The 23,803-nt window shown below is 62.9% G+C and carries 20 protein-coding genes, 2 pseudogenes and 1 riboswitch; of the genes and pseudogenes, 4 read left to right on the top strand and 18 right to left on the bottom strand.

Annotated elements, in window-relative coordinates; translation table 11 throughout:
- Nucleotides 1-4: 4 nt before the first annotated feature.
- The 5 genes from AC0V8S_RS02050 to AC0V8S_RS02030 all read right to left on the bottom strand — a co-directional run bounded on the left by AC0V8S_RS02050 (nucleotide 5) and on the right by AC0V8S_RS02030 (nucleotide 4,776).
- Complete coding sequence (locus tag AC0V8S_RS02050; protein WP_475436666.1) at nucleotides 5-742, bottom strand: glycosyltransferase family 2 protein; 738 nt, start codon at nucleotides 740-742, stop codon at nucleotides 5-7.
- Nucleotides 743-756: 14 nt separating this feature from the next.
- Complete coding sequence (locus AC0V8S_RS02045) at nucleotides 757-1,806, bottom strand: serine kinase (protein WP_475436665.1); 1,050 nt, start codon at nucleotides 1,804-1,806, stop codon at nucleotides 757-759.
- A 33-nt stretch (nucleotides 1,807-1,839) separates the two neighbouring features.
- Nucleotides 1,840-2,271, bottom strand: a complete 432-nt coding sequence (locus AC0V8S_RS02040) for a PqqD family protein (RefSeq protein ID WP_475436664.1) — start codon at nucleotides 2,269-2,271, stop codon at nucleotides 1,840-1,842.
- A 142-nt stretch (nucleotides 2,272-2,413) separates the two neighbouring features.
- Nucleotides 2,414-3,508 (bottom strand): FAD-binding oxidoreductase, encoded by a 1,095-nt coding sequence (locus tag AC0V8S_RS02035; RefSeq protein ID WP_475436663.1) that lies wholly within the window; start codon nucleotides 3,506-3,508, stop codon nucleotides 2,414-2,416.
- A 20-nt stretch (nucleotides 3,509-3,528) separates the two neighbouring features.
- Nucleotides 3,529-4,776 (bottom strand): aromatic ring-hydroxylating oxygenase subunit alpha, encoded by a 1,248-nt coding sequence (locus AC0V8S_RS02030; protein ID WP_475436662.1) that lies wholly within the window; start codon nucleotides 4,774-4,776, stop codon nucleotides 3,529-3,531.
- 115 nt (nucleotides 4,777-4,891) lie between these two features.
- A riboswitch (cobalamin riboswitch) is annotated at nucleotides 4,892-5,092 on the bottom strand.
- A 491-nt stretch (nucleotides 5,093-5,583) separates the two neighbouring features.
- On the opposite strand from AC0V8S_RS02030, the gene AC0V8S_RS02025 reads away from it, so the two are divergent.
- From AC0V8S_RS02025 to AC0V8S_RS02015, 3 genes are all read left to right on the top strand, one after another.
- Complete coding sequence (locus AC0V8S_RS02025) at nucleotides 5,584-5,781, top strand: DUF680 domain-containing protein (protein WP_183464880.1); 198 nt, start codon at nucleotides 5,584-5,586, stop codon at nucleotides 5,779-5,781.
- A gap of 73 nt (nucleotides 5,782-5,854) precedes the next feature.
- Nucleotides 5,855-6,064: a DUF680 domain-containing protein gene (locus AC0V8S_RS02020; protein ID WP_475436661.1), complete on the top strand. Its 210-nt coding sequence runs from the start codon at nucleotides 5,855-5,857 to the stop codon at nucleotides 6,062-6,064.
- A gap of 71 nt (nucleotides 6,065-6,135) precedes the next feature.
- Nucleotides 6,136-6,375 (top strand): DUF680 domain-containing protein, encoded by a 240-nt coding sequence (locus AC0V8S_RS02015; RefSeq protein WP_183464882.1) that lies wholly within the window; start codon nucleotides 6,136-6,138, stop codon nucleotides 6,373-6,375.
- 12 nt (nucleotides 6,376-6,387) lie between these two features.
- Here AC0V8S_RS02015 and AC0V8S_RS02010 read toward each other — a convergent pair.
- From AC0V8S_RS02010 to AC0V8S_RS01985, 6 genes and pseudogenes are all read right to left on the bottom strand, one after another.
- A protein-coding gene (locus tag AC0V8S_RS02010) for an IS630 family transposase (RefSeq protein WP_475436660.1) occupies nucleotides 6,388-7,333 on the bottom strand; the annotation gives its coding sequence in 2 pieces (ribosomal slippage) (nucleotides 6,388-6,993 and nucleotides 6,995-7,333; 945 coding nt in all).
- A gap of 190 nt (nucleotides 7,334-7,523) precedes the next feature.
- Nucleotides 7,524-8,636: an ABC transporter ATP-binding protein gene (locus AC0V8S_RS02005; protein ID WP_475436659.1), complete on the bottom strand. Its 1,113-nt coding sequence runs from the start codon at nucleotides 8,634-8,636 to the stop codon at nucleotides 7,524-7,526.
- Between the two features lie 29 nt (nucleotides 8,637-8,665).
- Nucleotides 8,666-10,330, bottom strand: a complete 1,665-nt coding sequence (gene bglA / locus AC0V8S_RS02000; protein WP_475436658.1) for a beta-galactosidase BglA — start codon at nucleotides 10,328-10,330, stop codon at nucleotides 8,666-8,668.
- Nucleotides 10,331-10,334: 4 nt separating this feature from the next.
- Nucleotides 10,335-11,489 (bottom strand): carbohydrate ABC transporter permease, encoded by a 1,155-nt coding sequence (locus AC0V8S_RS01995; RefSeq protein ID WP_183464885.1) that lies wholly within the window; start codon nucleotides 11,487-11,489, stop codon nucleotides 10,335-10,337.
- 1 nt (nucleotide 11,490) lies between these two features.
- Nucleotides 11,491-12,504, bottom strand: a complete 1,014-nt coding sequence (locus AC0V8S_RS01990; protein WP_475436657.1) for a carbohydrate ABC transporter permease — start codon at nucleotides 12,502-12,504, stop codon at nucleotides 11,491-11,493.
- 224 nt (nucleotides 12,505-12,728) lie between these two features.
- Nucleotides 12,729-14,085: pseudogene (locus tag AC0V8S_RS01985) on the bottom strand (ABC transporter substrate-binding protein).
- Between the two features lie 365 nt (nucleotides 14,086-14,450).
- Here AC0V8S_RS01985 and AC0V8S_RS01980 point away from each other — a divergent pair.
- Nucleotides 14,451-15,473 carry a substrate-binding domain-containing protein gene (locus tag AC0V8S_RS01980; RefSeq protein WP_475436656.1) on the top strand — a complete coding sequence of 341 codons (1,023 nt, stop codon included), beginning with the start codon at nucleotides 14,451-14,453 and terminating at the stop codon, nucleotides 15,471-15,473.
- Between the two features lie 26 nt (nucleotides 15,474-15,499).
- Here the strand turns inward: AC0V8S_RS01980 and AC0V8S_RS01975 are convergent.
- From AC0V8S_RS01975 to AC0V8S_RS01945, 7 genes and pseudogenes are all read right to left on the bottom strand, one after another.
- Nucleotides 15,500-16,896 (bottom strand): annotated as a pseudogene (locus tag AC0V8S_RS01975) (S8 family serine peptidase).
- A gap of 163 nt (nucleotides 16,897-17,059) precedes the next feature.
- On the bottom strand, nucleotides 17,060-17,728 hold the full coding sequence (locus tag AC0V8S_RS01970; RefSeq protein WP_475436655.1) for an anti-sigma factor: 669 nt from the start codon (nucleotides 17,726-17,728) through the stop codon (nucleotides 17,060-17,062).
- Nucleotides 17,725-18,291 (bottom strand): sigma-70 family RNA polymerase sigma factor, encoded by a 567-nt coding sequence (locus AC0V8S_RS01965; RefSeq protein WP_038651547.1) that lies wholly within the window; start codon nucleotides 18,289-18,291, stop codon nucleotides 17,725-17,727. Before AC0V8S_RS01965 ends, AC0V8S_RS01970 begins: the two co-directional genes overlap by 4 nt.
- A 320-nt stretch (nucleotides 18,292-18,611) precedes the next feature.
- Entirely contained in the window at nucleotides 18,612-19,451 is an 840-nt protein-coding gene (locus tag AC0V8S_RS01960) for an alkaline phosphatase family protein (protein WP_475436654.1), read from the bottom strand.
- A 114-nt stretch (nucleotides 19,452-19,565) separates the two neighbouring features.
- Complete coding sequence (locus tag AC0V8S_RS01955; RefSeq protein WP_475436653.1) at nucleotides 19,566-21,155, bottom strand: ABC transporter substrate-binding protein; 1,590 nt, start codon at nucleotides 21,153-21,155, stop codon at nucleotides 19,566-19,568.
- Between the two features lie 164 nt (nucleotides 21,156-21,319).
- Nucleotides 21,320-22,975 (bottom strand): ABC transporter ATP-binding protein, encoded by a 1,656-nt coding sequence (locus AC0V8S_RS01950; RefSeq protein WP_475436652.1) that lies wholly within the window; start codon nucleotides 22,973-22,975, stop codon nucleotides 21,320-21,322.
- Nucleotides 22,975-23,799: an ABC transporter permease gene (locus tag AC0V8S_RS01945; protein ID WP_096452845.1), complete on the bottom strand. Its 825-nt coding sequence runs from the start codon at nucleotides 23,797-23,799 to the stop codon at nucleotides 22,975-22,977. The genes AC0V8S_RS01950 and AC0V8S_RS01945 overlap by 1 nt, the downstream gene beginning before the upstream one ends.
- Nucleotides 23,800-23,803 lie beyond the last annotated feature (4 nt).

Raw genomic sequence — 23,803 nt, 5'->3', positions numbered from 1 at the left:
GGCATCACATCATCCACCAATCAGCAGATGGGCTCTTCAGCTCGAAAATACCCTGAACCTCGCGCAGCGATGGGTCGGCCTTGCGCCGTCGCATCGACTTGTGGATTGCACGCAGATGATTGCGGACCCGGCTGTCATGTTCCTTGGTGACATTCCCGTCGTGGCGCCGGTAGTAGATCGCGACGGTGTCCAGCAACTCATAGTTCGGACCCGTTTCGAAAATCCGCAGCAAATAGTCGGTGTCCTCGGCCTGTTCGAACGCCTCGTCGAATTGGCCCGTTCGCTCGACAAGGCTCCTGCGGAACAGGGCAATGCTCAGCGAAATCCCCCGCATCGTCATGGTGCGGCTGTCGACCGCAGGCTCCAGCCTCTCGTCGTCAATCCGGTCGGCCAGCGTCATCAGCGAATAGGTCAACTCCAAGCCGGGGCTCTCGCCGAAACGCGCAAGATCGGTCTTGAAGCGCCCGGCCAGCGAGATGTCGTCGGAATCCAGGAACGAAACGAACTCGGCGTCCGCAGGCAATTGCCTCAGCCCGGCATTGCGAGTCCTGGCGACACCCATATTCTCTTGCCGGAACAGCCGGATGCAGGGGTTCTCGACCATCATCGAACGCACGGCCTCCGCCGAACCGTCGGTCGAGCCGTCGTCGATGACGATGATGTCGAGATCGGCGGCATCGCGCTGGCGCACCAACGAGCGCAAGGCCGGAACGACATAGCGTTCGCGGTTGTAGACAGGCATGATCACGCTCAATTTCACGAAACAACTCGCGTCAGAAAATCCGCAAGAGTGCCGGCGATCTCCTCGGGATGCGTTCCCAGGGACAGACGGTAGCTTGGCAGCTGGCGGGTAAGATCGCCGAAGAAACGGAAGCCGCTTTCGCGCTCCCCCGGCATCTGCATGATGCCCGACGGTGCCAGTGCAATCATGGCGTCTCGACGCGACACTGGCACAATCGAACTCGTCTCGCCACCGCCGATATGTGGCACCACCAGCGCAACGATGTCCAGCGCTGCAGGCACCGGCCGGGGCGCGATGTCGGCAATGTGAAACGTGTGCTTGCCCTGCCAGTTCAAGGGGCTCTCGATCATCAGTCGCTGCTGCAGGCCCAGCCGTGCGAAACCTTGCGGGTCCTGCTTTAGTGTTGAAAACAGCGGCCGCGCGGTCACGCCGCCGGCGAGATCGATCAGCACATAGTCGTCGCCGACGCTGTCGAGCCCGTTGAGCAGGCCGGCGGCGACGGTGCCGGATTTGCCGGCGCCGCCCGCGCCGGCGAGCAGCACGCCCTTGCCATTGGCGCCGAGCGTGCCGGCATGGGTCAGCCGCATGCCGCGCGCCGCATATTCCCAGTGCAGGAAGGCACGCAGCGGTGCTGTCGGCTCCCAGGGCGGAAAAGCATCGGGCGAGGTCATCAGTTGGACGCCAATGCGGCGCTCCGGATCGTAGACCTGCCAGAAATCCAGATCGTGAAAATAGTGGCCACGCAGTTCGGCCCCGGCGAGCCGTTCGGCAAAGCCGTATTCGGTGAAATGCGCGTCGCCCCATCGCGCCGGCTCAGGGATGCCGCCAATGCCGGGATGAACGGTGAAGATGCGGCATGTCGATGGCTCCGCCAGGTCGTCCTCTGCCTCCACGAAGGCGTGGCCGAGCGCCTCGGCGAGCACACCGGGAGCGACATGCGCGATCAACTCCAGCCGGGGCAGGCGGATCGTCCGCGCGGCCGGATAATATGCAGCGGCATCTTCAGCGGCGGTGATGAGATGCCGGGCGTAGTCCGGCAAGGTTTCGAGCGTGACGCGCGGCATCCTGCGCCCTCTATCTCAGACCCACCCGGCTCGTCAGGATGCCTGCTTGACCGCCGGCCAGCCGAGGGGTTCCTCGACCTCGTGGATGGGGTCCACGATGATCAAATCGGCGAGGTCGTCGTGAATGCTCACATGGAGCGGCTCGCTCGTGGCGGCAAGCTCGGCAGGCAACTCGCCCGGCAGCGGTTGCGCCGCCGTTTCCGAAGGCACCAGCAAACCCAGTTCGAGCAATTGCGATATGAAGTGTTCGAGTTCAGCCGCGCCGAGTGTCGAACCGCCGGCGGTCAGCCCGATCAGGGCCTGTGCATCGACCCCGGACGAGAGCGCCTGCCAGACCCCGCTGCCGGAATCGGAAAAGCCGAAATATTTGCCGTTGGCAAGGTTGAGCACCACGGCCTCGCCATCGAAGGATTCGAAGACGATGTCCCTGCTCGCAACCGCATAGGCGTCGCAATCACGTGTCATTGTTGCCCCGCTTCGCAATCCCCGCCCACCCGCAGGATCGCGTCCACTGACAACGCCTGTAAACGCTCGGTTCTTCGTTGGCAAGGCAAGCGGTGCCGGCAAGGCGCCGGCCATTCTGGGACCGGCTGGGAGCGCGAGCCGATCACGCCTCGATTTCGAGCGCCGACAGCGGCTTCGAGCAACAGGCGAGGATGAAGCCGTCATCGATCTCGTGATCGAGGATGCCGCCATTGTGGCTCATCTCGACAGCGCCGGAGACTTTCTTCACCTTGCAGGTTCCGCACAGGCCGAATTCGCAGGCTGCGGGGATCCGCACGCCCGAGGCGCGCGCCGTCTGCAGCACGGTCTGGCCGGCGACGCATTCCGCGTCGACGTCCGAAAGCGCGAAGCGGATCGGTGTTGCGGCTTCGACGGGAACAGCCACACTGTCCGGCGCAGCGAACGGCGCCGGGATTTCCTCCACCATCGGTGCGGCAAAGCTCTCCTGGTGGTATTTCGTCATGTCGAAGCCGGCGGCGTCCAGCATGCCGCGCACGGCGCGCATGAAGGGATCCGGACCGCAGCAGAAGATCTCGCGTTCGCGGAAATCGGGTGCCAGCAGCGGCAGCCGGATGGCGTCGATGCGGCCCATATGGCCGTACCAGCCCTCGCGGCTCGACCGCTCCTCGATCATGAAGCCGAGCGACAGGCCCGGCATATGGCCGCCGAGCAGCTCGAGCTCCTTGCGGAAGATGATCTCTTCGGCGCGCCGGGCGCAATTGACGAAGCCGACGTCAGTCCATGGCGCGCAGTCGTTCAGCCAACGCAGCATCGACATCATCGGCGTCACGCCGGAACCGGCCGAGATGAACAGATATTTGGCCGCCGGGTGGCTGTGCAGCGAAAAATCGCCCGCCGGCCCGTAGGCCTTGACGTGCGACCCGGGCACCAGGTGATCGAACATCCAGCGCGTGCCGATGCTGCCGGCCTGCGCCTTCACCGTCACCGCGATCGAGAACGGCCGCGACGGTGACGACGACAGCGTATAGGTGCGCATCAGCGGCCCGTCCGGCGTCGGCAGTTCCAGCGTCACGAACTGGCCCGGCTTGTAGCGGAACCAGGTCTGGTTGTCGGAGCGGAAGGTGAAGGTCTTGACGTCGGGCGCCTCGTCGCTGACGCCGATCACTTCCAGCACCTGCAGCCTGTCGTTCCAGGGCGCCATCTGGTCGAGATGGCGATAGAGGCCAAGATCCGTCATCGCATTCATCCCTCAACCTCTCAAGCAACGCTGCGCAGCGCCGGCCTGCCGTCGTCGGCAAGGCGCGGGCCGATGAAGCGCGCATACCAGTCGACAAACTGGATCACGCCGCCCTCGTGCAACTCGGAATAGGGGCCGGGCTCATAGGCCGGCGACAGGATGCCGAAGGCGTTCTCCTCGACGATGCGGCGATCCTGGTCGTTGGTCTCGGTCCAGACATGGGTGAGCTCGGCAAGATCGTAGTCGACACCTTCGACCGCATCCTTGTGCACCAGCCATTTGGTCGTCACCGCCGTTTCCGTCGCGCTGATCGGCAGCACGCGGAAGGTGACGGCATGGTCGATGAGGATATGGTTCCAGGTCGTCGGGTAGTGATAGTGCATCAACGTGCCGATGCGGTCGGCCGAGACGCTGTCGGAGAGGTTCTTCTTCACCGCCCGCTTGCCGTTCATCGTGTAGCTGACCGCCTCGCGCAATAGCGGCGCCCTTGTGGCGCGGTATTGCCCGGCCGGGTCGATGCGGAACTTGCTCGGCAGGCCGGCCGCCTCGCATTTGGCCCAGTGCGCCAGCATCTCCGGATCGCTGTCGGCGCCTTGCACGCCGGTCACCGTCGGGGCCTCCGGGAAGGTCTTGCACAGCTCCGGGTGATTGCCCGCGCAATGGTAGCACTCGCGGTTGTTTTCCCAGACGAGCTTCCAGTTGCCCTTCTCGACGATCGTGCTCTCGAAGGCGATCTTTGCTTCGCTCAAGCGGTGCGGCTTGAGATAGGGTTCGATCATCGCCCGCATCGGCGCGAAGTCCGCCGGCTCCTTGGCCAGGCAGATGAAGATGTGGCCGGCCACGCTTTCGCAGGCGACCGGCTTCAGGCCGAACTGGCTCTTGTCGAAACCATCGGCCATCTGGCGGGCAAACAGCAACCTTCCGTCCAGCTCATAGGTCCACTGGTGATAGGGACAGACCAGTTTGGCGGCCATGCCCTTGTCGGTGTTGCAGACGCGGCTGCCGCGATGGCGGCAGGAATTGTGGAAGGCATTGATCTTGCCCTGCTGATCGCGCACCAGCACGACCGGATAGTCGCCGATCTGCACGGTGATGAAACTGCCGGGCTTCGGCAGTTCGCAATCATGGCCGATGAACAGCCAGTCGCGATACCAGATCAGCTCCATGTCGAGCTTGAAGAAATCGGGATCCGTGTAGAAGGGCTGCTCGAGTGAGAAACCCTCTCTGCGGCTGTTCAAGAGCCTCAGCATATCGTTGCGCGCATCCATGTCCTGTCCTCTTCGTTCAAGGACTGACTATGGTGGTGATTGAGGAAGGATCGACCGCACGCCGGCTCGCGCCGGATATGCAGCATCCGCCTCTTGACCGCCCACCGCGATCAGTCGAGTTCAACTATCTCGGGCTGGTTTCCGGGCTCTGGAGTGTCCTTGCGGACGGTCGCGACACCTTCCCAGGCTTTCGCCCAGTGGTCTCCCGTTGCGACTTGAACTCCACCACCGTTGCGGGGGCAGCGCCGGACTTTGACCGGCTTCCCAATTCTCCGCCCCGTCGTCACGAAGCGGCACCTGAGATGGCCTGATCTAATCACGACAGCGTTTGCGACATCGGCATGAAAGCGACATCGCATCCATGTGGCGCGACACGCATGCGAAACGATCGGGTCAAGGCGGCAGTCACGAAAATCGTCGCGGTCACGGCTGTACCTGCTGTCAGAATCGACCCGGAACGGGCGCTAAAAAGGTTAACGGTATCGAAAAGTAACTATTAGCAGATTCTAAAATCGAACCGAACGGTTCGTTTCTGTTGACGGTGCGTGCAGGACGGTGTGAACGCTGAGGCTCCGATACAGTTGGTGATCGCAGCGCTGGTTTGCCTAACAGTTTGATATCAAATACAAAAATATATGGCCAGGAAGGCCTTGGCACAATTTCAAGTGGTGGATTCTTGGTCCACACGGAACAACTTCGTGATTGGAAACGGCTGGCTGGTTTTCCCACATCGGGGCTGTCCGAACGACGCGATTTTAATCCCAAGACACGCCGCTAGACGGACAGAAAAATACTGGAGTGCCCAAAATGAAAAAGATTGTTCTCACTGCCGCTGCCCTTCTGGCCATTTCCGGCAGCGCCTTCGCTGGTAGCGACCACTATGGTTCGAATGCCGCTGCAGCCGCGGCTGTCGACAGCCAGCACACCGCTTCGACCAAGAAGTCGGAACCGGCTGCTCAGGCGCCTGTTCAGGGTGCTGACCGCAACCTCTTCGGCAACAACTAACAGCCGATCCCGGCCAATGGCGGGTTTTTCGCCCGCCGCTCCGGCCGACCTCAAGAAATTCAGGAGACCTAACATGAACAAGTTCATCATTGCTGCCGCCGCCGTTCTGGCCATCTCCGGCAGCGCTTTCGCCGGCAGCGACAACTATGGCTCCACCGGCGCCAACCAGGCTGCCGCTGCTTCGAACGACAGTCCGTACACCGCTTCGATCAAGAAGTCGGCTCCCGCCACTCAGGCGACTGCTCAGCAGGGCGCTGACCGCAACCTTTTCGGCAACAACTAACAACCGGTTCGCAGCGGGACGGCGGGCACACCCGCTGTCCCGGCGAAATCCAGAAATTCAGGAGACTTGAAATGAAGAAGATCATCCTTGCCGCCGCCGCCGTTCTGGCCATCTCCGGCAGTGCCTTCGCCGGCAGTGACAATTATGGCTCCAATGCCGCCAACCAGCCTGCGGCGACCTCGGTTGACAACTCGCGTACGGCTTCGATCCGCGGCAACGGCTCGCCCGTCTACAAGCTGCTCAATTCGTCGGGCGACGCGCAGAAGTCCGCGCCTCAGGGCAGCGACCGGAACCTCTTCGGCAACCACTAGAGCGGTTCGCATTTAGGTTGACTTGTATCCGGCGCTTTCGATGTAGTTGTTACATTCATTTGAGGTGACGACGTCGAGGGTGCTGGCGATGGCGCTGTGTACGGCCTGGATGCTTCGCTTGGCGGCACGTCGCATGCAGTGCTTGAGCTTGGCGAAGAGCTTCTCGATTGGATTGAGATCTGGACTGTAAGGCGGCAGGAAGAAGAGCCGCGCACCGGCGGCCCTGACGATGTCGCGGACGGCTTGGCCCTTGTGAGATCCGAGATTGTCGAGAATGACGATGTCACCCGGCTTCAGGGTCTTGATGAGTTCGGTTTCGACATAGACACGGAAGGCCTGCGCATTGATGGGTCCGTCAATGACCCAAGGCGCCTCTACCCGATCATGCCGCAGTGCGGCGATGAAGGTCATCGTCTTCCAATGACCATATGGCGCGTGAGCCATCAGCCGCTTGCCGCGCACACCCCAGCCGCGCAACGGCGCCATGTTGGTCTTGACCCACGTTTCATCCAGGAAGACCAGGCGCGTTGGGTCAATGCGGGTCTGATAGCGCATCCATTGCGTCCGCCGACGCATCAGCTTTGGCTTGAGTTGCTCAGCCGGCAGAACGGTTTTTTTTAAAACTCTTGCCCTCGCGATGCAGGAAGCCACCGACGCTGGCAGGGTGGATGATGAGACCCCGGTCAGCCAGTGCGGCCGTCAATTCATGAAGCGTTATGTTGGCATCCCGCTCGACCTCGCTCAGGACGAAGGCACGATGCTCCCCGTCAATCAGATAGGGTCGATGACCGCCCATCTTGCCGGGTGCCGCACTGCCCAGCCGACGCTTGCGCGCCGCCCACTTGATCACGCTCGAAACTGCCACCTTCAGTGCCGCGGCCACCTCTCGGCTCGTCTCGCCTTCTTCAAGGCGAGCCAACGCCCGTTCCCGCAAATCCATCGAATAAGGCTTGGCCATCTGTCCCGACCTCCAACGGTCAGAACATCGAATCTGATTTGCTCAGTCTTGGGAATCCCGATTCAGACAAAACGCGAACCGCTCTAACAGCCGAAGCCAACATTCCAAAAAAGAGCGGCGGGCCTGGCCCGCCGCTCTTTTTGTGTCGCCTCGACCCAGCAGGACTCTCGACCCAGCAGAACTGGCGGCCTCAGGCCGCTTTTGCTTCCGGCTTTAGCAGCGCGAAGGAATGTCCGTCCGCATCGAAGATATGCAGGTCTTCGGCATTGGCGCTCAGCCGCAGCGTCGAACCGCGCTTGACCTCGACATTGCCCGGCAGCTTGGTCACCAGCGGCAGGTCGGCACGGCCGATGTCGACATAGACCAGCTGGACCTCGCCGAGCTGCTCGACATAGTCGACCGTTCCCTCGAACAGATAGTCCGCGCCGGTGGCGACCATGAGGTCTTCCGGCCGCACGCCGAAGCTTACCGCCGCACCCTTGGCCGAGGCTGGCGTCGAGATCGGCACGGTCGCCTTGCGCCCGCCAACATGGCTGACGACAGTCGGGTTTCCGGTCTTGTCGATGGTCGCCGGCAGGATGTTCATGGCCGGCGAGCCGATGAACTGGGCAACGAACAGATTGCCGGGCTTCTTGTAGAGGTCCATCGGCGTGCCGACCTGTTCGATATGGCCATCCTTAAGCACCACGATGCGATCGGCCAGTGTCATCGCCTCGACCTGGTCGTGGGTGACGTAGATCATGGTCGTGGCGGGCATCGATTCCTTCAGCTTGGCGATCTCGATGCGGGTGGCGACGCGCAGGGCGGCGTCAAGGTTCGACAGCGGCTCGTCGAACAGGAACACTTTCGGATTGCGCACGATGGCGCGGCCGATGGCGACGCGCTGGCGCTGCCCGCCCGACATCGCCTTGGGCAGCCGGTCGAGATATTTGGTCAATTGCAGGATTTCCGCCGCCTGGCGCACACGCCGGTCGATCTCGGCCTTGTTCTCCTTGCCGATCTTCATCGAGAACGCCATGTTGTCGTAGACCGTCATGTGCGGATAGAGCGCATAGGACTGGAACACCATGGCGATGCCGCGCTTGGACGGCGGCACGTCGTTGACGACCTCACCGGCGATCTTGAGTTCGCCGGAGGTGATTTCCTCGAGCCCGGCGATCGACCGCAGTAAGGTCGACTTGCCGCAGCCCGACGGGCCGACGAAGACGATGAACTCGCCCGATTTGATATCGAGGTCGATGCCGTGGAGAATGTGCAGGTTGCCGTAGGATTTCTTCACTTGTCTCAGATTGACATCGGCCATTGGTTTCCTCCCAGTGATGTCTCAAAAACTCAGTCGATCCGTCCGAACCAGGCGCCGTAACCGCCGAGCTCGACCGAACCGGTGCTTGCCTGCCCGGAAAACCCGTGTCCCGGCAAAGGTTGCAGGGATCGGTTGCCAAGGTCAACCTTGGCCGGCTTGGCACCGAGGTTGAAGACACAGACGACCTGCTCATTGCCGGCGCGGCGCGTGAAGGTGACGGTGTCGCCCTCGCTTTCGATGAAGGTGATGTCGCCCTTGGCCAGAGCCGGATGGGCGCGGCGGAAGGTCAGGAAGCGCCGATAGTGCTCGAGCAGCGAAGCCTGGTCACCCTGCTGGACATTGACCGCCTGCGCCAGATGCTTGGCCGGCACCGGAAGCCAGGGCTTTGCCTGGGAGAAGCCGCCATTCTTGGCGTCGCCATCCCATACCATCGGCGTGCGGCAGCCGTCGCGGCCCTTGAATTCCGGCCAGAAGCGGATGCCATAGGGATCCTGCAGATCCTCGAAACGCAGTTCGGCTTCGCCGAGCCCGAGCTCTTCGCCCTGATAGATGCAGACCGAGCCGCGCAAGGACATCAGCAGCGCCGAGATGACCTTGAGATAGGCGATCAGGTCGGCTTCGCCGGCCGCCCAGCGCGAGGCCGGGCGCATCACGTCGTGGTTGGAAAACGCCCAGCACGACCAGCCGTCGCTGGCGACCTTGCCGAAGGCTTCCAGCACCGAGCGGACCTTGGCCGCGCTGATCTTTTCCGGCGCCAGGAAATCGAAGGAATAGCACATATGCACGCGCTTGCCTCCGGCGGTGTAGGCCGCCACGACTTCCAGCCCGCGCTGTGGATCGCCGACCTCGCCGACAGCGGCGGTCGCCGGATATTCGTCAAGCAGGGCGCGGAAGCGTTCGAGGAAACCGAGGTTTTCCGGTCGGCTCTTGTCGTAGATATGGTCCTGGTAATTGTAGGGATTGACCGCCGGCGCGGTCTGGTCGTTGCGCTCTTCCGGCGGCAGCGGCGGATTGTTCTCCAGGCACTGGCTGTGGAAATAGAAATTGATCGTGTCGAGGCGGAAGCCGTCGACGCCGCGTTCCAGCCAGAAGCGGGTGACATCGAGCAGCGCGTCCTGGACTTCGCGGTTGTGGAAGTTGAGGTCGGGCTGCTCGGCCAGGAAATTATGCAGATAATATTGCTGGCGGCTGGTGTCCCACTGCCAGGCCGAGCCGCCGAAGATCGACAGCCAGTTGTTGGGCGGCGTGCCGTCGGGCCTGGCGTCTGCCCAGACATACCAGTCCGCCTTGGGATTGCTGCGGCTTGACCGGCTTTCCTTGAACCAGGGATGGCTGTCGGCGGTATGCGACAGCACTTCGTCGATCATCACCTTGAGGCCGAGCCTGTGCGCCTCCGCCGTCAGCGCATCGAAATCCGCCAGCGTGCCGAACATCGGATCGACGTCGCAATAGTCCGAGACGTCGTAGCCGAAATCCTTCATAGGCGACTTGAAGAAGGGCGAGATCCAGATGGCGTCCGCGCCGAGTGCGGCGATGTAGGGCAGCCTGCCGATAATGCCCTTGAGGTCGCCGATGCCGTCGCCGTTCGAATCCTGGTAGCTGCGCGGATAGATCTGGTAGATCACCGCGCCTCGCCACCAGTCGCGGTCGATGGCGAGGTCAGGGTTCGAACTGGCTTTCAAAGCGGATTGCATTGTCTCAGCCTCCTTTCACCGAACCGGCAAGCAGCCCGCGGACGAAATAGCGCTGCAGCGAGAAGAACACGATCAGCGGCACGATGATGGTCACGAAGGCCGAGGTCGTCAGGATCTCCCAATCGCCGCCGCGTGAGCCAAGCAGTGCGTTGAGCTTGGCCGTCAGCACGATCTGGTCTGCTTCCGTACCAAGGAAAACCATCGCCACCAAGAGATCGTTCCATACCCACAGGAACTGGAAGATGGCGAAGGAGGCCAGCACCGGGAAGGACAGCGGCAGCACGATCTTGACGAAGATCTCGAAATCGCTGGCGCCGTCGATGCGCGCCGATTCCATGATTTCGCGCGGCAGGCCGGCGATGTAGCTCCTGAGCAGATAGATGGCGAAGGGCAGGCCGAAACCGGTATGCGCCAGCCAGATGCCGAGATAGGTTTTCGACGGTACGCCGAAGAACGTGCCGACGCCGTTGTAGAGTTTCAACAGCGGGATCAGCGACATCTGCAACGGCACCACCAGGAGGCCGATGATCACCGCGATCAGCAGCGCCCTGCCGGGGAAACGCATCCAGGCCAGTGCGTAGGCGGCAAAGGCGGCGATCAGGATCGGAATGACGGTCGCCGGAATGGTGACCGTCAGCGAATTCATGAACGAGCGGCCGATGCCTTCGGAAAACAGCACGGTCTTGTAGTTGTCGGGGGTGAATTTCGGCGGCGCCGACGAGGCATAGTAAACGCGCTGCCCGCGGTCGCCTTCGAACGCCTTGGGCGAAGCCATGACGAAGCTGCCGTCGGCGTTGAGCTGCAAGGTCACGCCGTCGCCGAGATCGGCCGACGTGCCGGCGGGATACTGGGTCGGTGCAGCCGACTTGACGCCGAAGGCGCTGATGTTGCGCTTGGCGCCGTCGCCGAAGATGTTGCCCTCGAGGACGAACTTGCCGTCCTTCTGGACTTGCGTCGAGGCGGCGGGCAGGCGGCCGGCTTCGGTCTGGGTGGAACTGGAGAAGGAGTTCCACCAGCCCGAGGCGATGATCTGGTCCTTGACGCGCAGCGAGGAGACCAGGATGCCCAGCGTTGGGATGGTCCAGATCGTAACGAAGACCAGCACCGCTATGTGGACGCCGAAGCGGCTGGCGAAGGACTTTCCGGTCGCGACGGCCATCTCAATGCCCTCCCGTTTCTTTGTTGGCCTGGCGGATGTTCCAGACCATGATCGGAATGACCGCGATCATGATGATGATGGCGATTGTCGCGCCGCGGCCGAAATCGCCGCCGCCGCGGAACATCCAGTCGAACATCAGATTGGCCAGCACCTGGCTGTTCCACTGGCCGTTGGTCATGGTCAGCACGATGTCGAACACTTTCAGCACCAGGATGGTGATCGTGGTCCAGACCACGGCGATGGTGCCCCAGATCTGCGGCACCATGATCTTCCAGAAGATCTGGAACGGATTGGCGCCGTCGATGACGGCGGCTTCCAGCGTCTCTTCCGGAATGCCGCGCAGCGCCGAGGACAGGATGACCATGGCAAAGCCGGTCTGGATCCAGATCAGGATGATCATCAGGAAGAAATTGTTCCAGAACGGCAGCGATATCCAGACCTGCGGCTGACCGCCGAAATGCTGGATGACAGCATTCAGAATGCCGATCTGCGTCTGGCCGTCGCCGCGATACTCGTAGATGAATTTCCAGATCACGCTGGCGCCGACGAAGGAGATGGCCAGCGGCAGGAAGATCAGGCTCTTGGCGATCGTGCCCCACCAGATCTTGTCGGTGAGCACGGCAATGATCAGGCCGAGGAAGGTGCAGGCGGCGGGCACGACAGCCAGCCACAGCACGTTGTTGAGGATCGAGTTGCGGAACTCACGGTCGCCGAAGGCCCATTGATAGTTGGCCAGGCCGACGAAGTTGACGCCACCGCGATCGAGGAACGACAGCCGCAGCGTCTCGACCACGGGGTAGATGAGATAGATGGTCAGGATGATCATCGCCGGTCCGACGAACAGCCACGGCCGGACGAGTCCTTGCCGGCGCAGATTGTCGATGGCCGCGGCGCCGGCAACGCCGCGCGACGGGAATATCAGGTCGACCAGTTTGTTGGCGCCCCAGAAATAGGCGACGCAGCCGCCGACGCCGACGATGATGACAAATATGGCCGAGAAAATCTGAGACGCCATGCATTCCTCCCCTACGCATGACCCGGTGAGGCTTGATAACCTCGGGATCAGGCGCCGATTCAGTTGTCGGAGCGCAATCTGCCGCAAAAAACTCACGTGCGGAAATGCGCTTCATGTCGATGCGCTCATGACGAAAAGCTGCGGCGTGGGCCGCTGTGGGATCCGGACGGCAAGGCCCGGATCCACTGCGAGAACTGTGCTCGTTCCCGAATTCGGCCAGCCGCCTACTTGATGGCGTCCCAGCTCTTCTGGATGTCAGTGGCGACATCCTGCGCGGACTTGCCGCCGACCAGGTCGATCATGCCGGTCCAGAACGAACCGGCGCCGATCTTGCCGGGCATCAAGTCGGAGCCGTCGAAGCGGAATGTCGAGGCGTTGGCCAGGATTTCGCCCTGTTTGCGCAGCGCGTCGCTGGCATAGGCATCCTTGTTGACCGACTTGAACGGCGTCACGAAACCGCCCTGGGCCATCCAGATTTCATGGGCAAGCGGCATCTTCAGGAATTCGATGAACGCGCGCGCACCCTTTGAGTCCTTGGTGATCATGGCCAGCGTACCGGCGCCGAGCACGGGCGTGCCGAGTTCGGGCTTGGAGGCATAGGGCGGGAAATAGAAGAAGTCCGCGTCCTGGCCAACCTTGGTGCCCTCGGGGAAGAAGGTCGGGATGAACGACGCCTGCTTGTGCAGATAGCATTTCGGCGGGACCGAGAAGAGGCCCTTCGGGCTGTCGCGGAAATCGGTCGCCGCGACCGCCTTGGCGCCGCCATCCACCATCTTGTCGTTGGTCGCGATCTTGCCGAAGATGTCGATGGCGTTGACCACCGCCGGATCGTTGAACGGAATCTCGTTCTTCACCCATTTGTCGTAGACTTCCCGGCGGCTGCGTGCGCAGCATCAGGTCTTCGACCCAGTCGGTCGCCGGCCAGCCGGTGGCGCCGCCCGAACCGAGCCCGATGCACCATGGCGTGCCGCCATCGGCGATGATCTTCTTCTCGAGGTCGGCGAGTTCTTCCTGCGTCTTCGGAACCGTGTAGCCGGCTTCCTTGAAATTATCCGGCGAGTACCAGACCAGCGATTTCACGTCGGCCTTGTAGGGGAAGGCGAAGAAGCCGGGCTTGCCGTCCTTGTCCTTGAAGGTGCCGAGGTCGACCCAGGACTGGCCGGCGCCGTAATTATCCTTGACCCATTTGGCGGTATCGTCGCCGAGCGGCGTCAACAGGCCCTTCGACGCCAGGTCCTGGATCAGGCCAGGCTGTGGCAGCACGGCGATGTTGGGCGGGCTGCCGGCCTGGGTGTCGATGACGATCTGCTGTTCGTAATTCTCCGACGAGGAGTATTTGATCTCGGCGCCTGTCGCTTCCTGGAAATATTCAAGAACCGTGCGGATCAGACCCTCGTCCTCGCCGCGCCAGGGTCCGAAGATGGTCAGGGTCTCGCCCTTGAGATCGACTTTCTTGAGCTCTTCGTAATTTGCCCAGTTGAAGCGCTTGTCCTCGCCCGGCTTGAACTTCAGTTCGGCATGCGCGGGCGCGCTCAGGGCGAACGTGGCAAACGCAGCGCCCAGCAAAAGCATTTTCTTCATCGGTATTCCCTCCCAGTGGGTCATATACACCGGACGGAACCTCCATTCCGCCCGCCGACGCGGCAGGACTGTGACTCAGTCGCAAGGAAACCGCAACCTTTCGAAGAGTCTTCCAAAGCGCTTTGGCTTTTCCGATCACGCCATTGAATCGAGCGGAAGTCAAGAGGCTCGCTTTAGCTAATCGATTTAATTCTGCGGATTCTGACGCTGAAAAGTGCAGCGCAGCATGCTTTTTTGGCAACGCAACAGCAATTTTTTGTTTCAAACCGGTCCCAACCCTGACTATGGTCGTCCCGGTGCCGTCGCGCCCTAGTGGCGCTTGGGTCGATTCAATTTAAAAGCGCTTTGAGGGAATGGAGACCGTTGTGAACCTCAAGCAGCTCGCGCAAATGCTGGCGCTCTCCCAGACCACGGTAAGCCGGGCACTGAACGGCTACCCGGAGGTCAACGAGGAGACGCGCAGGCGTGTCATGGACGCGGCCAAGCGCCATGGTTATCGCCCCGATCCGAGCGCGCGGCGGCTGGCGACCGGCAAGTCCGGCATGATCGGCTATGTCCTGCCGACGGGCGCGGCCGTCGACATCGATCCGCATTTCGTTGAATTCCTGTCCGGCCTCGGCGACTATGCCCGCTCGCATGAGCTCGACCTCGTTCTGTCGCCGGCCGATGCCGACGACCAGGAGACGACTTACCGGCGCATCGTCGCCAACCGGCAGGTCGATGCCGTCTATATCTCTTCGCCGCGGCCGCAGGACAGTCGGGTGGCGCTGGTCAGCACGCTCGGCATTCCCTTCCTCGTCCATGGCCGCAGCGAGGGCTTCGATTTCGACTATCCCTATCTCGACATCGACAATGAGGGCGCCTTCCACGAGGCGGCGCGGCTGCTGGTGCAGCTCGGCCACCGGCGGCTGGCGCTGATCAACGGCGACGACCGTGAGACCTTCGCCATCCACCGCGAGCGCGGCGTGCGCCGGGCGCTTGCCGCAAGCGGGCTGACCTTGGGCGAACGTCACGTCTGCTCCGTGGTCATGACCGAGGAGAACGGCTATCGCGCCACCAGGCGTCTGCTCGAGGCGGGCGACGCGCCGACGGCGATCGCCTGCTCCAGCCTGATCATGGCGCTGGGCGTCGTGCGCGCGGTGCGCGACCTCGGGCTGACGATTCCCGGCGACGTCTCGCTGATCGCCCATGACGACGTCTTCCCCTGGCTGAAGCCGGAAAATTTTTCCGTGCCGCTGTCGACGACGCGCTCATCGATCCGTCTCGCCGGCGCCCGCGTTGCCGAGCGGCTGGCCGCGCGGATATCGGGACTGGAAGAAGGTGCCCGCGGCGAAGTCTGGCCGGTCGACCTGGTGGTGCGAGGCTCGGTCGCCGGCGCGCCAGCGTAGCTAGGCAGGCTGATAGCGGCAGACAACTACTTCGCCGCTTCCGCCGCCTTGAGGTCCAGCAGCCCATAGCCGAAATCATTGTCGCGCCCTTTCGGGCCGAGATCTTTCGCCGTTGCCGCCAGCGCTTTCTCGATGTCGTTGGCCGAGCGGTCGGGCGAAGCATGGAGGAGATTGGCGATGGCGCCGCTGACGATCGCCGCGGCGAACGAGGTGCCGGTGACGACATCGGAGCCGGCGCCGCTCGGGGCCACCATTTCGACGCCGGGGGCCGAGATGAAGACATAGGCGCCGCGATTGGCTTGCGGCATCAGCCCGTCCTTGGCGTCTGTCGCGGTCACCGCGATGACGCCGTCGAAGGCTGCCGGGTAGCCATAGGGCGCCTTCGGTCCGTTATTGCCGGCGGCGGCGACCAGCACCATGCCGAGCGCGCGGGCATTGCGGCAGGCGGTGCCGAGCAGATCGTTCTTCGGCCCGACGAAGCTCATATTGATGATGCTGACATTCTGCTCCGCCGCCCAGTCGAGCGCCGACAGGATGACGTCCATGGTCGACTTGCCGCCTTCGAAGGCGCGGGCGTGATAGATCCTGGCGCCGGGCGCCATGCCTTCCAGCGCGCCGACGCCGGCGATCAGCCCGTCGACCGAAGTGCCGTGATCGCGCTTTTCGATCGGCACGTCAGGCATGGCGTCGAACTGCGCGGCGATGACGCCGGCCAGCGCCGGATTGGCGTCGTCGATGCCGGTATCGATGACGGCAACCCTGACGTTCTCGCCGCTCGCCTGCTTGGAATCGAGTTCGATGCGGCCGAAGGCATAGTTCACAATGCCCGCGGCCTGCTGCAGTGTATAGATATGGTTGGGCTCGCGCCGCTGTGTGCGGCCATCGGCGGCAAGCTGCGCCAGCACGACGCCGACAGGACGGCCGTCGGGAATACCGAAGCGCACCAATGTGGTGCCGAGCAGGCGGGACTGGCGCTGCGAGCGCACTTGGAGGCCGAAGGAGGCGGCGATCTGCTGCACGGCGCCGGCATCGCCATCGACGGTCACCAGCACCTCGTCGGGCACGAACTCGCCGGCCACCGCGCGCGGCGGCTGAACGGCGATGAGATCGGTCGGTGAGATGATCGGGCCGCCGGCTGGCGGGCCGGCCTGATTGTTGCCGGGTGGCGGCGCCGGTTCTGGTCGTGGCGCCGGCACCGGTGCCGGAGGCGCGACCGGATTGGGAAACAGGTCGACGATCAGAGCGGGAAGAAGACGGCGCCGGCTTGGGCAGGACCCGCACCACCGGCATTATCGTTGGCGCCGCCGCCGTCCTTTGCGCAGTCGGCGCCGGCCGCATTGGTGCCGTTGCGGCAGTCTATTTTCGTCTGGTCGCTTGTGGCGGCATTGGTCTGTGCCGACGCAGGCACGGCGGCGATTGTCATCGCCGCCGCCAAAGCAATTCCAAGAAAAGTGCGTAGCGGTTTTCTCGGGAAAAGCGCAAAGCGCTTTCCCTTGGGAATTGCGTCAAAACAGGAACATTGAGCGGGCCGGTGTTTCCGTGAAACGCCGACCCGCTCAAGGATTGCCGCAAATCGAAGGGCCGCCTCAGCCGCCATCAGCCGGTTTCCTTCCCTCGATCACAGTGTCCGCGAAAGGCTGGGCAGCAATAAGGCTAAGCTGCCTGGCGTAGTCGGCTGCGTTGGCGGCGGGGATGCCAAGCCGGAAGACGCCGTCGGCGGTCGGTCCGCCGATGATTTTCAGCCCGTTGCTGCCGAGGAATGCCGAAATGTCCGACATCTTTGCATCCGGCTTGAACTTGACCAGGGCGAACGGCATTTTCGCCAAGTCGTCTTCTGCCCCGGCAATCTCGAAATCCTTGCCCTTGCCGCCGGGCTGAACCAGGGACTGCACCGCAATCAGCGCCAGCAGGACCGCAGCAGCCGCCCAGGCGACGCCGACCGGCACCGCCATGAAACGGCCCCAGGCCTGCGCCAGCCAGGACGGGCCTGCCGGCTTGCGTGCAGGCCCGGCCTCGGCATCGAGCGCCTTGGCGAAGCGGCTGAGCGCATCGGTCGGCGGGCGGATGGCTTCATTGGCGGCCGACGTGCCGGAGAACTCGGCCTCGGCCTCGCCAAGGGCTGCCATCGCCGCCGGATCGGTCGCCAGCCATTCCTCGACAGCTTCGAGGTCGGAGCCTTCCAGCGAGCCGTTCAGGTAGAACGGCAGCAGCGTTTCCATTTCGTCGCGGCGCGACATCTTTTCAGCGGCGCTCATGGCCACCCCCTGTCGTAACCGGCGGCCTTGAGGGCCTCGCCGAGTTTCTTGCGGGCGTAGAACATCCGGGTCTTGACCGTCGCGACCGGGATGGCGAGCACCTCGCCGATCTCGGTCACCGATTGTCCGTGATAATAGGCAAGATCGATCACCGTGCGGTGTTCTTCGGGCAAGGCGTCGATAAAGCGGCGCAAGGCGGCGGCCTTGTCCTCCTTCATGGTGACGACTTCCGGCGTATCGGCGCTATCGGGCACCGCGGCGGCGGCCTCGTCGTCGATCCAGTCTTCCTTCTTCTTGCGCAGCAGGGACAGCGCCTTGAATCGGGCGATGCCGAGCAGCCATGTCGAGACTTCGGAGCGCCCTTCGAAGCCCGGCGCCTGGCGCCACAGTTCGAGGAACACCTCGTTCGCGATATCGTCAGCCATCATTTCCGATCCCGTCTGGCGCGCCACGAAGCGGTAGACCCGCGCGTGGTGACGCATGAACAGAAGCCGCACGGCGGCACGGTCGCCCTTCGCGACCCGGTCAACAAGCGCGCGATCGGTCTCCGTCGCTGCCGTCATGGCCGGTCGAGCCGCCTGGCTCCTGTCTGCTCTGTCGCTGATCGGTCCAAAAAGGTTCATCCTCCGCCAAGGAATTTGCGGAGGCTAACCGAAGAAAGGAAACGTTGCCAGTGGTGGGTCTTCCCTTCTCCCCTTGTGGGAGAAGGTGGCCTCGCGAAGCGAGGTCGGATGAGGGGTGCGCGAAGGATCTCTGCTTTACAGAAGTAAGCGCTTCAGATCCTTCCATCTTTTCACGCCGCGCTCCGTCACCCACCCCTCAACCGTCTCGGCGCTACGCGCCGATCCACCTTCTCCCACAAGGGGAGAAGGAAGAGCCGCGCTCAACTCAAGAAAGACTTCGCCTTCATCGTCGCCGGCACCGGCACACCCAGCCGGCTCAACACCGTCGGCGCCAACTGCAACTGGTCGAGCAGCACCTCGCCCTCGGGCCCTTTCGCAGGACCGAAATAATACAGCGCGAAATCCTGCATCTCGTCATCATGGCCGCCGTGGTGGCCACGGTCGGTCTGGCCATGATCGGCGGTGACCATCACCTCGTAGCCGGCCGCGATCCAGCCCGGCAGGAAGGCGGCCAGCATGCCGTCCATCGCATAGACGGCATGGTCCATCTCGTGGCAGTCATGGCCGAAGCGATGGCCCATCGAGTCCAGCGTGCAGGTGTGCAGGATGCCGTAGTCGATGCCGTGGCGTTTCGTCAGCATGGTCAGTGTCGCGAACAGGTCGACATCGCTCGGCGTCATCTGGTTGCGGGCGTTGTAGCCGGTCATGGTGTGGAACCGGCCATGCGTGATCGGCCCGCCGGGCTCGTCATATTCCATGTCCTCGACCAGATCGAACGGGTAGGACCGGAAGAATTCCGACCAGTAGGAATGGGTTACCGCCCCGGTCTTGCCGCCGGCCTTGCTGACTTCCGAGAAGATGTCGGGCTGCCCGACGCGAAAGCGGTTCTCGTTGGAAAGGATGCCGTGCACCTGCGGCGACACGCCGGTGTGGATCGAGGCGTAGCAGCAGGCCGAGGTCGACGGCAGCACCGAGCGCATCTTCCAGACCCGCGCTTCGCCCGATTGTACCCAGCCCTCGAGGTTGCCCATCAGCCGGCGCCAGTTCCGGTAGGGCACGCCATCGAGGATGATCAGCAGAAGCTTGGATTTGAGCGCCATGGGCTGCTCCATGATGTCTAGCAGTTAAAACGGGAACGCCGCATGCCGTTTCGGGCACACGGCGTTCTTACACGTGAATCAGACGGGCACGTGAATCAAACAGGCAGGGTTCGGCTAAGCGTTGAGCCAGCACTCGCCGAGCGCATAGCCATCCATCATTTCGCCATTCGGGTTCTTGACGTAGCCGCTGATCTTGTTGGTGGCGGCGGCGTCGATGAACTGGTTGAAGAACGGCACGATCAGGCCGCCTTCGTCGCGCATCAGCACCGCCATGTCATGGTAGATCGCCTTGCGCTTGGCCTGGTCGAGTTCGGCGCGGGCGGTGAACAGCATCTTGTCGAATTCCGGCCGCTTGAAGCGGGTGTCGTTCCAGTCGGCGGTCGAGACATAGCCGGTGGAATACATCTGGTCCTGCGTCGGCCGACCGCCCCAGTAGGAGAGCGAGAAGGGCTGCTTGTTCCAGACTTCCGACCAGTAGCCGTCGCCGGGCTCGCGCTTGATCTCGATCTTGATGCCGGCCTTGGCGGCGCTCTGCTGGTAAAGCTGCGCGGCATCGACGGCGCCGGGGAAAGCGACGTCGGAGGTGCGCAGCAGGATCGAACCGCTATGGCCCGACTTCTTGTAGGCCGCGGCCGCCTTTTCCGGATCGAACTTGCGCTGCTCTATATCGGTGGAAAACAGCGGGTAAGCTTCGTTGATCGGGAAGTCGTTGCCGACCGAACCATAGCCGCGCAGGATCTTTTCCAACAGCTCGTCGCGGTCCATGGCGAGCTTCAGCGCCATTCTGAGGTCATTGTTGTCGAACGGTGCCGTGTCGCAGAACATGTTGAACGGATAGTAGCCACGGCCCGAGAGGTTCTCGATGGTGACACCGGGAATACGCTTGACCAGGTCGACGACCTTCGGCTCGACACGATTGATCATCTGCACCTGGCCACCCTGCAGCGCGGCCAGCCGCGCCGTCGCGTCATTGATGACGACGATCTCGATCTGGTCGGCATGGCCCGCCTTGTCGCCGCGCCAGTAATTTGCGAAGCGCTCGCCGCCATGACGCACACCGGGCTGGTTGACGGTGACCTTGTAGGGACCGGCGCTGATGCCGGCGTTCGGATTGTCCTTGCCGCCATTCGGCTGGATGACGAGGTGGTAGTCGGCCATCAGATAGGGGAAGTCGGCATCGGCGTCGCCCAGCGTGACGACCACTTCCTTGCCATTCGGCTTGATACCTTTGATGTTCTTCAGCACGCCCAGCGCGCCCGACTTCGACTTCTCGTCGGCGTGTCTTTCGAGCGTGGCCGCGACGTCGTCGGCGGTCACCGTCTTGCCATTGTGGAACTCGATGCCGTCGCGCACCTTGATCGTCCAGGTCTTGGCGTCGGCGGAAGCGCCGATCTCCTCGGCGATGAGGTTCTCCACGCCGCCATCCGGCTTGAGGCGAACCAGGAATTCGCCCCACTGCTTGCAGAAACTGAAAGTGACCTGGCTGAGGTTCAGCGCAGGGTCGAGGCTGTTGGTCGACTCGCCGCCCTGCAGGCCGGCCTTGAGGATGCCGCCCTTGACCGGCGTCTGTGCGAAGGCTTTCCCGGCCAGCGTCGTTGCCAGCGCCGCCGACACACCCAGTGCCGCCGTGCGGCCAAGGAAGTCGCGGCGCGATATCCGGCCCTGGCCGGCGAGATCGGCGAGATGGTCGAGTTCAGTCTTCATGTCCTACCCCTTGTTGAAAACAACGTCACGAGCAGCGCCCGTCCGCAAGGACGTGTGGCGCTTTAGTGTTGCATACCGATGACGACAGTCGCCCCGGCCAGCGGTTCGGGTTATTCCTTTGTCTGACGCAATTCCGGAAGGTTCGCACTTCCCCTGGAATTGCTTCAGTTCCCTGCGCTGGCCATGCGCCGCCCCTTGATCGCCTTTTCCAGCCAGCCGATCTCCATCTCGGGAACCGAGGAAAGCAGAAGATCGGTATAGGCATCGAAGGGCGGGGTCAGTACCGTGCTCTTCGGCCCATAGCGCACCACCTCGCCGCGATACATCACCGCGATCGAATCGGCGATCGACTTCACCGTGGCAAGGTCGTGGGTGATGAACAGATAGGCGACGTTCTCCTCCTTCTGCAACTCGAGCAGCAGCTCCAGGATGCCGTGAGCGACCAGCGGGTCGAGCGCCGACGTCACCTCGTCGCAGATGATCAGCTTGGGCTTGGCGGCGAGCGAACGGGCAATGCAGACACGCTGCTTCTGGCCGCCGGAAAGCTCGGCCGGGTAGCGGTCGGAAAAGCCTTTGCCCATCTCGATCTTGTCGAGCAGCTCCGCGACGCGCCGGTCGCGTTCCTTGCCGCGTATGCCGAAATAGAATTCGAGCGGCCGGCCGATGATGGTGCCGACCGTCTGGCGCGGGTTCATCGCCACGTCGGCCATCTGATAGATCATCTGCAACTGGCGCAGATCTTCTTTCGGCCGGTCGGCCAGCCGGTTGGCCAGCGGACGTCCGTCAAAGGTGACGGTGCCTTCCTCTGGCGGCAGCAAACCAGTGATGGCGCGCGCCAGCGTCGACTTTCCGGAGCCGGACTCACCCACCACGGCCAGCGTCTGGCCGGGATAGATGTCGACCGAAACGTTCTTCAGCACCTTGATGTGGCTGCGGCCATAGGCAGCGGTGACATTCTTGACCGACAGGAACGGTGTGGTGCCGGGTTTCTGTTCGGCGTGCTCGATCTCGTGCACCGAGACCAGCGCATTGGTGTATTCCTGGCGCGGTTCCTTGATGATCTGGCGGGTGCCGCCCCATTCGACCAGCCGGCCATGGCGCAGCACCATGATCTCGTCAGAGACCTGGGCGACAACGGCAAGGTCGTGGGTGATATACAGCGCCGCCACATGCGTATCGCGGATGGCATCCTTGATCGCCGCCAGTACGTCGATCTGCGTCGTCACGTCGAGCGCCGTGGTCGGCTCGTCGAAGACGATCAGGTCCGGCTCCGAGCACAGCGCCATTGCCGTCATCACGCGCTGCAGCTGGCCGCCCGAGACCTGGTGCGGAAAGCGCTCGCCGATGGTTTCGGGGTTTGGCAGGCTGAGCTTCTTGAACAGCGCAACGGCGCGCTTCTCGGCCTCGGCGCGTGTCGCCGTGCCGTGCAGCAGAGTGGCTTCCACCACCTGATCCATCAGCTTGTGCGCCGGGTTGAAGGCCGCCGCCGCCGATTGCGCGACATAGCAGACCTCGCGGCCGCGCAGCTTGCGGAAACCTTCCTTCCCACCCTTGAGGATATCGCGGCCGTTTAGGATCACCTCACCACCGGTGATGCGCACGCCGCCGCGGCCATAGCCCATCGACGACAGGCCGATGGTCGACTTGCCGGCGCCGGATTCGCCGATCAGGCCCAGCACCTTGCCCTTTTCCAGCGTCAACGAGACGTCATGCACCAGCACGATGTTCTTCGGCGGCTCGCCGGGCGGGTAGACGGTGGCCTCGATGCGCAAATTGCGGATGTCGAGGAGCAGGCCAGGCTTCGCTTTGCTGTCGGCCATCACCCGCGTCCTCCCTTCAGGCTGGTCGTACGGTTAAGCACCCAGTCGGCGACGAGGTTGACCGAGATCGCCAGCATGGCGATCGCCGCCGCCGGGATCAGTGCCGCCCCGATGCCGAAGACGATGCCGTCCTTGTTTTCCTTGACCATGCCGCCCCAGTCGGCATCCGGTGGCTGCACGCCAAGACCGAGGAAGGACAGCGTCGACAGAAACAGCACCGCATAGATGAAGCGCAGGCCGAGTTCCGAAACCAGCGGCGACAGCGCATTGGGCAGGATTTCGCGGAAGATGATCCAGGCGCTGCCTTCGCCACGCAGCTTGGCGGCTTCGACATAGTCCATGACATTGATGTCGACGGCCACCGCTCGCGACAGGCGATAGACGCGTGTCGAATCGAGAATGCCCATCACCATAATCAGCGTCACCAGGTTGGTCGGAAGCACCGACAACACGACCAGGCCCATGATCAGCGTCGGGATTGACATCAGGAGGTCGACGAGGCGCGACAGGATCGTGTCGAACCAGCCGCCGAACACCGCCGCCGAGAAGCCCAGTATGGCGCCGAGCGAGAACGACAGCGCGGTGGCTAACACCGCGATGAACAGGGTGATGCGGGCGCCGTAGATCATCCGCGACAACAGATCGCGGCCGAGATTGTCGGTGCCCAGCCAATGCGCCGCCGACATAGGCTCCCAGACATCGCCGACGATCTCAGCGTTGTCATGCGGTGAGATCCAGGGTGCGAAGATCGCCGCCAGCACGAACAGTGCCGTCAGGATTATGCCGATCAGCGCGGGGATGGGGATGCGTTTGATATCGAGCATGCCC

This window comes from Mesorhizobium oxytropidicola, from assembly GCF_056174625.1.
This window is presented reverse-complemented; position numbering and strand designations above follow the sequence as displayed.

Coding starts and splice junctions, on each gene's coding strand:
- AC0V8S_RS02050 (WP_475436666.1), bottom strand. CDS start 742: ATGCCTGTCTACAACCGCGAACGCTATGTCGTTCCGGCCTTGCGCTCG.
- AC0V8S_RS02045 (WP_475436665.1), bottom strand. CDS start 1,806: ATGCCGCGCGTCACGCTCGAAACCTTGCCGGACTACGCCCGGCATCTC.
- AC0V8S_RS02040 (WP_475436664.1), bottom strand. CDS start 2,271: ATGACACGTGATTGCGACGCCTATGCGGTTGCGAGCAGGGACATCGTC.
- AC0V8S_RS02035 (WP_475436663.1), bottom strand. CDS start 3,508: ATGACGGATCTTGGCCTCTATCGCCATCTCGACCAGATGGCGCCCTGG.
- AC0V8S_RS02030 (WP_475436662.1), bottom strand. CDS start 4,776: ATGGATGCGCGCAACGATATGCTGAGGCTCTTGAACAGCCGCAGAGAG.
- AC0V8S_RS02025 (WP_183464880.1), top strand. CDS start 5,584: ATGAAAAAGATTGTTCTCACTGCCGCTGCCCTTCTGGCCATTTCCGGC.
- AC0V8S_RS02020 (WP_475436661.1), top strand. CDS start 5,855: ATGAACAAGTTCATCATTGCTGCCGCCGCCGTTCTGGCCATCTCCGGC.
- AC0V8S_RS02015 (WP_183464882.1), top strand. CDS start 6,136: ATGAAGAAGATCATCCTTGCCGCCGCCGCCGTTCTGGCCATCTCCGGC.
- AC0V8S_RS02005 (WP_475436659.1), bottom strand. CDS start 8,636: ATGGCCGATGTCAATCTGAGACAAGTGAAGAAATCCTACGGCAACCTG.
- bglA (WP_475436658.1), bottom strand. CDS start 10,330: ATGCAATCCGCTTTGAAAGCCAGTTCGAACCCTGACCTCGCCATCGAC.
- AC0V8S_RS01995 (WP_183464885.1), bottom strand. CDS start 11,489: ATGGCCGTCGCGACCGGAAAGTCCTTCGCCAGCCGCTTCGGCGTCCAC.
- AC0V8S_RS01990 (WP_475436657.1), bottom strand. CDS start 12,504: ATGGCGTCTCAGATTTTCTCGGCCATATTTGTCATCATCGTCGGCGTC.
- AC0V8S_RS01970 (WP_475436655.1), bottom strand. CDS start 17,728: ATGAGCGCCGCTGAAAAGATGTCGCGCCGCGACGAAATGGAAACGCTG.
- AC0V8S_RS01965 (WP_038651547.1), bottom strand. CDS start 18,291: ATGACGGCAGCGACGGAGACCGATCGCGCGCTTGTTGACCGGGTCGCG.
- AC0V8S_RS01960 (WP_475436654.1), bottom strand. CDS start 19,451: ATGGCGCTCAAATCCAAGCTTCTGCTGATCATCCTCGATGGCGTGCCC.
- AC0V8S_RS01955 (WP_475436653.1), bottom strand. CDS start 21,155: ATGAAGACTGAACTCGACCATCTCGCCGATCTCGCCGGCCAGGGCCGG.
- AC0V8S_RS01950 (WP_475436652.1), bottom strand. CDS start 22,975: ATGGCCGACAGCAAAGCGAAGCCTGGCCTGCTCCTCGACATCCGCAAT.
- AC0V8S_RS01945 (WP_096452845.1), bottom strand. CDS start 23,799: ATGCTCGATATCAAACGCATCCCCATCCCCGCGCTGATCGGCATAATC.